7 protein-coding genes are annotated in these 9635 nt (G+C 69.2%); 3 read left to right on the top strand and 4 right to left on the bottom strand.

Translation table 11 applies throughout. From position 1 onward, the window contains the following. On the top strand, positions 1-643 hold a 643-nt coding region (locus tag AC07CM_RS41480; RefSeq protein WP_478881715.1), incomplete at its 5' end, for an MFS transporter. Positions 644-725: 82 nt separating this feature from the next. On the opposite strand, the gene AC07CM_RS41475 is transcribed toward AC07CM_RS41480, so the two are convergent. Further along, positions 726-1346: a response regulator gene (locus AC07CM_RS41475; RefSeq protein ID WP_478881717.1), complete on the bottom strand. Its 621-nt coding sequence runs from the start codon at positions 1344-1346 to the stop codon at positions 726-728. 195 nt (positions 1347-1541) lie between these two features. After that, positions 1542-2780: a sensor histidine kinase gene (locus AC07CM_RS41470; RefSeq protein WP_478881714.1), complete on the bottom strand. Its 1239-nt coding sequence runs from the start codon at positions 2778-2780 to the stop codon at positions 1542-1544. 254 nt (positions 2781-3034) lie between these two features. Here AC07CM_RS41470 and AC07CM_RS41465 point away from each other — a divergent pair, with 254 nt between their 5' ends. Together AC07CM_RS41465 and AC07CM_RS41460 are read left to right on the top strand one after the other, a co-directional pair. Then, a complete protein-coding gene (locus AC07CM_RS41465) occupies positions 3035-4609 on the top strand; it encodes a phenylalanine aminomutase (D-beta-phenylalanine forming) (protein WP_478881713.1) in 1575 nt (524 codons plus the stop codon). Next, positions 4606-5553, top strand: a complete 948-nt coding sequence (locus tag AC07CM_RS41460; RefSeq protein ID WP_478881712.1) for an ACP S-malonyltransferase — start codon at positions 4606-4608, stop codon at positions 5551-5553. Before AC07CM_RS41465 ends, AC07CM_RS41460 begins: the two co-directional genes overlap by 4 nt. A gap of 64 nt (positions 5554-5617) precedes the next feature. On the opposite strand, the gene AC07CM_RS41455 is transcribed toward AC07CM_RS41460, so the two are convergent. After that, positions 5618-8452 carry an AAA family ATPase gene (locus tag AC07CM_RS41455; RefSeq protein ID WP_478881711.1) on the bottom strand — a complete coding sequence of 945 codons (2835 nt, stop codon included), beginning with the start codon at positions 8450-8452 and terminating at the stop codon, positions 5618-5620. Between the two features lie 80 nt (positions 8453-8532). Next, complete coding sequence (locus tag AC07CM_RS41450; protein ID WP_478881710.1) at positions 8533-9384, bottom strand: mycofactocin-coupled SDR family oxidoreductase; 852 nt, start codon at positions 9382-9384, stop codon at positions 8533-8535. Positions 9385-9635 lie beyond the last annotated feature (251 nt).

The raw sequence follows: 9635 nt of genomic DNA, 5'->3' as shown, positions 1-9635 counted from the left end.
GCAGCACTTCAGGGCCGGCTCCCTGCGGCCCCGCATCCTGCTCGGCACGGTCCGCGACCACCTCTCCGACCCGCTGCTGCGCCGCCTGTACGCGACCGGTGCGCTGTTCATGACGGTGTTCGGCGGCGTGTACACGGTCATCGGCTACCGCCTCACGTCGGCCCCCTTCTCCCTGTCCCAGGGCATCGTCGGCTCGATCTTCCTGGTCTACCTGGTGGGCACGGTCTCGGCGTCGATGGCGGGCCGCCTGGTCGGCCGCCTGGGCCGTAAGGGCGCACTGCACCTGGCCGGCGCCACCACGGCGGCCGGCCTGCTGCTGTCGCTCTTCGGCTCCCTCCCGCTGCTGCTGCCGGCCCTGGCCTTGATCACGGCGGGCTTCTTCGCGGGCCACGCGGTCGCGTCCTCGGCAGTCAGCGAGACGGCCGTCCACGGCCGCGCCCAGGCCTCCGCCCTCTACCAGTCCGCCTACTACATCGGCTCCAGCGCCGGCAGCACGATCGGCGCCACCGCCTTCCACGCGGCGGGCTGGCCCGGCACGGTCGCCGTCGGCCTGTTGGCCGTCCTGGGCGTCGTGACGATCACCCTGCTCGCCTCGCGTGCGGTACGGCGTGCCGCCCGGCGGTCCGCGGTCACCGCCCACTGAAGGACCGCGCTCACCACCTGGTGCCCCACCGCCGAGTCGGTTCGGGGCCGGGTGCGCTGGTGAGTGGGCGGTGGCCCGGGTGTCACTCCAGCAGACCGCGCCGCATGGCTTCAGCGACCGCCGCTGCGCGATCCGACACCTTCAGCTTCTCGTAGAGACGCTGCGCGTGCGTCTTGACGGTGCTCGTGCCGAGGAACAGCTCCTGGGCGATCTGCGGAATGCTCAGCCCCCGGGCCATACCGTCCAGGACCTGGCGCTCCCGTTCGCTGAGTGTGGGGGCGCTCTGGGACCGCCGCATACGGATTTCCTCGGCCAGCCCCCCCGTCACCTCGGGCGGTACGACCGTCTGGCCCCGGGAGATGGCTCGTACCGCTTCCACGACCTCCGAGCGCTTGCTGTCCTTGGTCAAGAACCCCGCGGCTCCTTCTTCCAGGGCCCGGTAGACGGAAGCACTGTCGGTGAAAGCGGAGAGCAGGAGAACACGCGTGTCGACCTGGTCCCGGACCAGGGCGTGCAGCACGGCGATTCCGTCGAGTTCCGGCATGCGCAGGTCCAGTACGGCGACTTCCGGCTGTTCCCGGCGAATGATCTCAAGCGCGTCCCGGCCGTTCTCGGCCTCGGCGACCACATCGATGAACCCGCTGAGTTGCAGTGCGCGTGAGATGCCCTCCCGGAACAAAGGGTGATCGTCGGCGATTACCACTCTGATGCGGGCAGGGCTCGGCGTTGCCACGGCAATCCCGACCTTTCGTCTGCACCATGCTGCTCTGCGATCGGCGGCAGTAGATTTCGCGATGACTCTTGTCAAGGCTAGGTGAGCCGATGTCCACCGGCCACCGCCCGGGCGTCGTCCTCGTGCCGGACGGAGCCGCGCCGGACGGCGCGGGCGCTCGCAGGATCACCCCAGCGGTACCACGGCTTCGACCGTCGTACCGCCCGACGCATTCGACCGCAAGCTGAACACGCCCCCCATCCCCTCGATCCGTGCACGATGCGAGGCGATCCCGATATGACCCGACGACAGGCTCCTGGCCATGGCTTCGGGGGATATCCCTACGCCGTCGTCGGAAATCGAGAGCCGGACACTCTCCACGTCGGCCTTCTGCAGGGTCACGAGGACGTTCTTCGCCTGCGCATGTTTCACGACATTCTCCAGGATTTCGCGGGCCAGCCAGAAAAGAGGCCGATCCGCGGAACCCGCGGTGGTGATGCCGGAGCGGACCTCCCCATGGAATTTTCCCCGCTCGGAGGCCTGCTGGGTCAGATGCTCAAGAGCGGGCACCAGCCCGCCTGAGACGAGGACTTCCGGATGCAGGGTCCGCACCGAGGAACGAAGCTGTCTGCTGGCCGTGGAAAGAGCTTCGTCGGCGCGGTGCAGCGGTTCGGTGACCTCGGGACCGCACGCTGCCTCGTCGATGAAATGCCGGGCCGCCAGCACGTTCTGCAACGCCCCGTCGTGCAGCACCTCCGCGATTTTCCGCTGTTCTCTCTCCTCCGCCGCCATGATGCGATCGAGCAGCCACAGGCGATGCTCAGCCAACTCCCTGATCGACCTCACCCTGTGCTGTTGAACGTCCGAGAGGAGGACGCAGCCGGCACAGACCACAAGAATGAAAAGGCCGTGTGTGAGCGTGAAATGCAGATACGGTTGTTGCAGATGGCCGACGACGGTGCCGATCACATAACTCGCCGCCGCCAGCACCCCGGATGCCGCAGTGAGAACCGGCCGCATCTGAAACGAGGCGAGAACGGGTATGAAAAGAAATATGTCGGCAGATATCGGCGAACTCCAATTCGGGTCCGAAAAGTTGCCGGAAACTGCCATCAGTGCGGTGAGCAGAGTCAGGTCGATCAGCGGGTACACCCAGCTCGGATACGGCCTGTGCGATCTCCAGGACGCCCACAGCGTCGCCAGGGTCCACAGCGTGTAGACGGCGGCCAGTGTCACCGACAGCTGGAGTTGTTCGGACGGCGGGAACACCGCCAGATCCACCGTGAACGCGATGACGATGGCGATGCGAAGCGTCGCCTGCCACCTGAATGCCCGCTGCAGGTGCAGGGCGGGCATCTCGGCCCCATCCCCCCTGTCGACCTGGCCGCTTTCCCGAGCGGCCGGAAATACGTCAGGAAGTGCCATGTCGTTCCTCGTCCTGCGATATACGGAGGCCTCCACTGAAAATGTTCTGGAGAACTCAACGGCCTCGCAACCGGTCGAGTGGCCGATGAGGTCTCCGGCGTGCCGGTGCCCGGGCCGGCGGGATGCTTAGGGGGATCCGCAGCGCGCATAGGGGGCGATGGCGGTGCACTGCGCCGGTGTGGCTCGTTTGACTGGGGCCCGCCTGCCCTGTCATCGCGGGGACGTGATCACCAGACCCCAGGAGAATCTCTCTCATGACGCTCACTATCAAGGCCAACCAGTGGATCACCCTGGAACAGCTGGACGCCGCGGCGGCCGGGGCCGTCCCGGTCGAGCTCGACGCGGAGGTGTGGCAGCGAGTCCGCACCTCGCGCGAAACCCTCGAGAAGTTCGTCGAGAACGACCGTGTCATCTACGGCGTGAACACGAGCATGGGGGGCTTCGTCGACTGGCTCGTGCCCGTGTCGATGGCCCAGGAGCTGCAGGAGAACCTGATCAACGCGGTGGCCACGAACGTCGGTCAGTACCTCGACGACCGCACGGTTCGCGCCATCATGCTCTCCCGGATCGTCTCGCTGGCCCGGGGCAACTCGGCCATCTCCCCGGCGAACCTGAGGAAGCTGATCCAGATCTACAACTCGGGCATCGCCCCCTGCGTGCCGGAGAAGGGCTCGCTGGGCACCAGCGGCGACCTCGGCCCGCTCGCCGCCATCGCCCTGGTGGGGGTCGGGCAGTGGAAGGCCCGGCTGGAGGGGGAGACCCTGCCGGGGGCGGACGCCCTGGCCAAGGCCGGCATCGAGCCGATGACGCTCAGCTTCAAGGAGGGCCTTGCCCTGATCAACGGCACGTCCGGCATGGTCGGCCTCGGCAGCCTCGTCTTCGCCCGGGCCCGCAGACTGCTCGACACCTACCTGATGGTCTCGGCCCTGTCGGTGGAGGGCCTGCGGGGCATGACCAAGCCGTTCGACCCTCGGGTGCACGAACTCAAGCCGCACCGGGGCCAGCGGGAGATCGCCAAGCGGCTCTGGGACGTCCTCCAGGACTCGACGATGGCGGTCAACGAACTCGACACCGAGACCACGCTCGCCGGTGAGATGGAGGATTCGGCCAAGCACGCCTCGCAGCCCATCGAGGACGCCTACTCGATCCGCTGCACACCGCAGATCCTCGGCCCCGTCCTGGACAACATGACGCAGGTCGGAGCCACCCTGGAGAGCGAGCTGAACTCGTCGAACGACAACCCGCTGGTGGTGCCGGAGGAGAACGACGTCTTCCACAACGGCCACTTCCACGGCCAGTACGTCTCCATGGCCATGGACCACCTGGTCATCTCGCTGGCCACCATGACGAATCTGGCCAACCGCCGGATCGACCGCTTCCTGGACAAGAGCAACAGCAACGGCCTGCCCGCCTTCCTGTGCCGCGAGAACCCGGGTCTGCGACTGGGGCTCATGGGCGGCCAGTTCATGACGGCGTCGCTCACCGCCGAGACCAGGGCCATGGCGATGCCCATGTCCATACAGTCGCTGACCAGCACCGGCGACTTCCAGGACATAGTCTCCTTCGGTTTCGTGGCGGCCCGTAAGGCCCGCGAGGCGCTGGACAACGCCACCTACGTCGTCGCGTTCGAGCTGCTGTGCGCGTGCCAGGCGGTCGACATCAGGGGCGGCACCGACGAACTGTCGAGCGGTACACGGCAACTGTACGAGCGGACCCGGGCGCTGGTGCCGTACCTCGACCGGGACGTCACCATCACCGACTACGTCGAGGCCATTGCCCGCGAGATCCTGAACGAACGGCCCGCCGCCGACGCATCGGCGCTGCGGTGAGCGCCGGCGACCCGGCGACCGCGATCGCCTTTCCCGGCATAAGGCAGAGCCCGTTCTCCGACCTCGGCAAGTTCCTGCTGATCAACCCGGTCGCGCGGCGGCTCACCGAGATCGCCGACGACACGCTCGGCTACTCGACTCTCGACCGCTACCGCCAGGCGGACATCGCGTACTCCGCCGGTGAACGCGTGTCCTTCCTCGTCACCTGCCTGGCGCTGGCGCACTGGGCCGAGGACTCCCTGGACCTCAGGCCCGCCCTGTGCATCGGCGCGAGCTTCGGCGACACCGCCGCGGCCGTGTACGCCGGAGCCCTCGACTTCGCCGAGGCGGTCTGGCTGACGGCCAGGTGGAACGACTGCGTCGAGGAGTACTTCGCCAAGAACCACGGCGACGTGGTGACCCAGTCGTTCGCGCGTACCCCCGAACCCCGGCTCGCGGAGATCCTGCGGGAGCTGGACGACGCGGGTGAGTGGTACGAGATCGCCTGCCACGTCGACGACGACTTCTGGATGCTGTCGGTGCGCGAACACCGTCTCGACTGGCTGCACACGGCCCTGCGCGCCAGGGGCGGCCTGCCGATGTACACGATGCGGCCCCCGATGCACGCCTCGGTGTTCGCCCCCCTGCGGGACACCATCGAGCGGGAGCTCGTCGACCGGCTCGACCTCCGTGACCCGGAACTGCCGATCGTCAGCGACCACGACGGAACCGTCGTCGAGACGGCGTCGGGCGTACGACGGCTGCTGCTGGACGGTGTCGTGCGGACCGTGCAGTGGCCCGCGGCGATGGCCACCCTCGCCGACCACGGAGTCGAACGCCTGGTGGTGTCCGGGCCGGACGGGCTGTGGGGCCGCGTGGACTGCGTCCGGAACACGTTCGACGTGGTGCCCCTGACACCCGCGATCGCGCTGCGCCCGCGTCCGCGCCGGGCGGCGGTGGCGTAGCCGCGGGGGTGATGGTGACGGTCAGGGAACCCCCCCGGACCGTCACCATCACCCCCGGCCGGCCTCAGCTGGCGATGTCCTCGCGGTCGGTCGGCAACAGGCCGTCCGCGGCGGCGAGGTCGTTCTGCTCGTCGTCGGCGCCGTGCCCGCGCAGCTCGTACACCGAGAGCAGATCCGTGCGGCGCGTTATCCCGAGCTTGCGGTAGACCCGCGTGAGATGCTGCTCGACCGTGCTCACGGTGATGTACAGCATCTGGCTGATCTCACGGTTGGTGTGCCCGAGCGCGGCCAGCTCCGCCACCCGGCGCTCCGCCTCGCTGAGCACCTGACGCGTCTGCTGGTCCTGCTGGCGCCAGCCGGCCTGCGCGGCCCGCCGCTGATCGGCGCCGCTCTCGTCATCGGCGGGCAGCCCCGGCGCGAGACAGGCCCGGGTGACCTGGGTGGCGCGGCGCGCCAGCAGCCGGGCCTGGTCGAACTCGCCGAGCTTCTGATGGGCCAGGCTGAAGTCGTTGAGTGCCCTGGCCAGCTCCAGCCGGTCCTGGGCCGCGGTCAGGAACTCGACGCTCTGCCGCAACAGGGCCGGGCGCCGGGCCGGTTCACTGGCCGCGGCGAGCACTCGCAGGGAGATGCCCCGCATCCGGATGTCGGCCGACCGCGTGCGCTCCAGCTGCTGGCGGACCAGCTCACGGGCCTCGGCGGTGTGGCCGAGTTCCAGGTTCACCTGGGCCAGGTTGCCACGCCACGGGTTGAGCGCCGGCAGGTCGACCTCCCACTCGTGCATCAGCCTGCCGCACAGCTGGAAGTCGCCGCCGGCGGCGAGCGCCTGGTCGGTGGCGAGGAAGAAGCAGCCCCTCGCCTCCAGGTAGTACAGCCCGAGGAACGTTTCGAACATGGCGTCCGGCACGGGCTGGCGCAGCACCTGGGCGGCCGCGTCGTAGTCGCCGAGGCTGGTGCGGGCGGAGACCAGAGTGGCCCGCGGCAGTCCGATGAGGATGCCCCAGGCCTTGGCCGGCAGGAGCTGGAGCGCCTGCTCCGCCTGCTGTACGGCGGTGGCCAGGTCGCCGAGCCGCAGCGCGATGCTCGCGTTGATGCCGCTGAGCACCGCCTGCCAGGTGATGTCGCCGAACCGGGCCGCCTCCTGGACGAGCCGCTCGCACCAGGAACGCGCCAGATGCGGCTTGCTGCCGCACCGCAGGGCGAGCAGCGCGCCCGCCACCACCTCGAGGGCCGTGTCTCCGACATGGCAGCTCTGGAGGATGTGCTGCGCGGACGTGGTGGCCGTGTCGCCGCCGCCCCGGACCCAGAACGTCGTCATCCGGTCCACCGCGTGGGCCCAGGTGCCCCGGCGCGCCGAGACCCGGCCGCCGTCGGTGCCGGGCGTCTTCAGCCGGCGGTCGGAGCCGAAGTACCAGTGGAACGTGGCGGACAACTCGGCGGCGCTTCGCGGATCGAGACCTTCGGGCGCGTCGGACAGCACGGCCGCCGCCCGCGTCGCCGCCTCGACCTCGCCGTGCCACAGGGAGTACCGCACGACCGCGACCGCGGCGGCGACCGGCAGCTGCCCCGCCAGCACGGCGTCGCGCAGTAACGGCAGGTAGGTCGTGGCCACCGCGGAGTTCTTCCGCCAGAGGGCACGGGTGAGGGCGTACATGCTGGCGTGCCGCTCTCGCGGGTCGGCGCTCGCGCCGACCGCGAGCTCCAGGCAGCGCACCGCGGTCTCCGGGTCGCCCGCGGTCAGCGCGTGCTCGGACGCGTCGCGCAGCGCGGCCACCGCCCACGGCTCGGGTGCCTGGTCGGCCGCCAGCAGGTGCCGGGCCACGTCCATCGCGGCCGCGCCACCCTGGGACAGCAGCCGTGCCACCCGGGTGTGCAGCGCCGACCGCTCGCCGTGCGGCATGCCGTCGAGGATCGCGGACTCACCACGCGGATGCCGGATCCGTCCGCCGAGCAGCAGCCCGGCCTCCGTGAGGATGCGGACGAGCTCCTCGGTGTCCTCGAGCCTGCTGTTCAGCAGCTGGGCGATCAGTGCCGGTGAGGAGCGGTCGCCGAGGACCGCGGCGGCGCGCGCCACGGACAGCAGCTCGGCGTCCCACCGGTACAGGCCGGCCAGCACGGCCTGCGCGTAGGCGACCCCGGCCACGGGTCCCTCGTGGTCCGCGTCCTCGTCGGCGGACACGGCGCCGAGCCGGTCGTCGAGCGCCGCGTGCAGCAGCATCGGGTTGCCGCCGGTGAGCCGGTGGTACCCGTGGGCGAGCTGCGCGGGATCCGGGACGCCCTCCTTGGCGAAGAGGGTGGTGATGTCCTCGACCGACAGCGGAGCCAGCCGGATGTGACTGTAGGGGTGGCGGGTCAGCTCGGCCCGGAACTCGGGGAGCGTCGGCTTGCCGCGGTGCCACTCGTTGAGGACGATCAGCAGCCGTGTGCTGACCATTCTGCGCTGCAGCGAGAGCAGCAGTCGTAGCGACGGGGCGTCGGCGAACTGCACGTCGTCCACGGCGAGCACCAGTGGCTGGTCCGCGCACAGGTCCAGGAGCAGGCCGCACAGTTCGCGGACCTTGGTGTCCAGGGTGCCGTACGGAGTCAGCTGGTTCGCTCCCCACGAACCTGCCGACTCGTCCGGGATGCCGATGAGCCGCGCCGCGTGTTCCGGCAGGGACGCCGCCGGGCCCGCGCTGCGGAGCAACTGGTCCACGATGCCCATGGCCAGCTTCCGTTCGGCTCTCGAACCCGTGGCGCTGAGCACCAGGGCGCCCGACTTCACCGCCTGCCGCGAGAACTCGTGCAGCAGATGTGTCTTGCCGCTGGCCAGGCCGCCCTCGACGAGGGCCAGTTTGCCGTTACCGCACATGCTCTCCGCCAGCAGGTCTCGCAACTGGGACAGCGCTGCGTCGTAGCCCATTCTCGCCATAAGTGCCTACCCCCCGAGCTCGGCCTTTTCCGTGCTGAGCGAGACTTCGCGCCTACCCGCGCCCGCCCCGTTCACAGACGATGTCTGGCGATGGCGCCTCCGTCGATCCTCAGCTGCGTTCCGGTGACGTAACGAGATTCGTCCGAGGCCAGGTAGACCACGGCGTGGGAGACGTCCGAGGTGGAGACGTGGGTGATGGGCATCGCCTGGATGGTGGCCAGGATCGGCGCCACGTCGTCCTTGGTCGGGTTCTCCAGGTCCGGACGGTAGGTCCGGAGCATGGCGTCGTTGTTGGTCATGTCGGTGTCCACGGTGGTCGGGTGGACCGAGTTGACCCGGATGCCGCGGGGCGCGAGCTGAAGGGTGAGTTCCTTCATGTAGTCGACGAGGACGTGCTTGCTGAAGCGGTATCCGACGTAGCCGGCGCCGGCCATCTCGTCCTCGCCTATGGGCGGCAGCAGGCTCGCGATCGAACCGGACAGGATGACGGAGGCGCCGTCGCGCAGGTGCGGCAGCGCGGCGTGCACGGTGTTGAGTACGCCGACGAGGTTGACGTCGATGCTCGCGGCGAAGCCGTCGACGCTCACGTCCGAACCCATGGGCAGGATGCCCGCGTTGGGGATCAGGACGTCGACACCTCCGTCGAGCTCGGCGACGCCCTCGGCGACGGCCGAGCGGACGGCGGCGTAGTCGCGCACATCGGCGTACTTCACGACCGCGCGGCGCCCGGTCTCGCGGACCTGTCTGGCGGTCTCCTCCAGGTCCTCGTTGCTGGCCATGGAGTAGCCGGCGGTCTCGATGTCCTTGCACAGGTCGACCGCGACGACGTCGGCACCCTCCTGGGCCAGCCGGACCGCGTGGCTGCGGCCCTGCCCTCTGGCCGCGCCGGTGATCACGACAACCTTGTTCTCAACCCGACCCATCTTTGGGGACCTCTTTCACGCGATGGAAGCTCTGCTTTTCAGGTGGGAAGTAAAATGCGGGTTTCGCCGTGGGGACTGGCCGACGCCAAATCGTTCACGAACGGCACGGGAGTTTGCGGCGAATCGCTGCTGTGTTCACCTGGGAACGGTTGAATGGGCAAGTAACCGGCGCCGAATGGCGGGGCACAGGTCCGCACGCGGACCGGTGATCTTGGCCGTAATGCTGTCCGTCATGATGGTCGCATTATTTG

The sequence above is a fragment of the Streptomyces sp. NPDC044061 genome, from assembly GCF_056434305.1.
Note: the sequence above shows the minus strand (reverse complement) of the source record. Positions and strands in the feature narration are given on the sequence as shown.

Coding starts and splice junctions, on each gene's coding strand:
- AC07CM_RS41465 (WP_478881713.1), top strand. CDS start 3,035: ATGACGCTCACTATCAAGGCCAACCAGTGGATCACCCTGGAACAGCTG.
- AC07CM_RS41450 (WP_478881710.1), bottom strand. CDS start 9,384: ATGGGTCGGGTTGAGAACAAGGTTGTCGTGATCACCGGCGCGGCCAGA.
- AC07CM_RS41470 (WP_478881714.1), bottom strand. CDS start 2,780: ATGGCACTTCCTGACGTATTTCCGGCCGCTCGGGAAAGCGGCCAGGTC.
- AC07CM_RS41455 (WP_478881711.1), bottom strand. CDS start 8,452: ATGGGCTACGACGCAGCGCTGTCCCAGTTGCGAGACCTGCTGGCGGAG.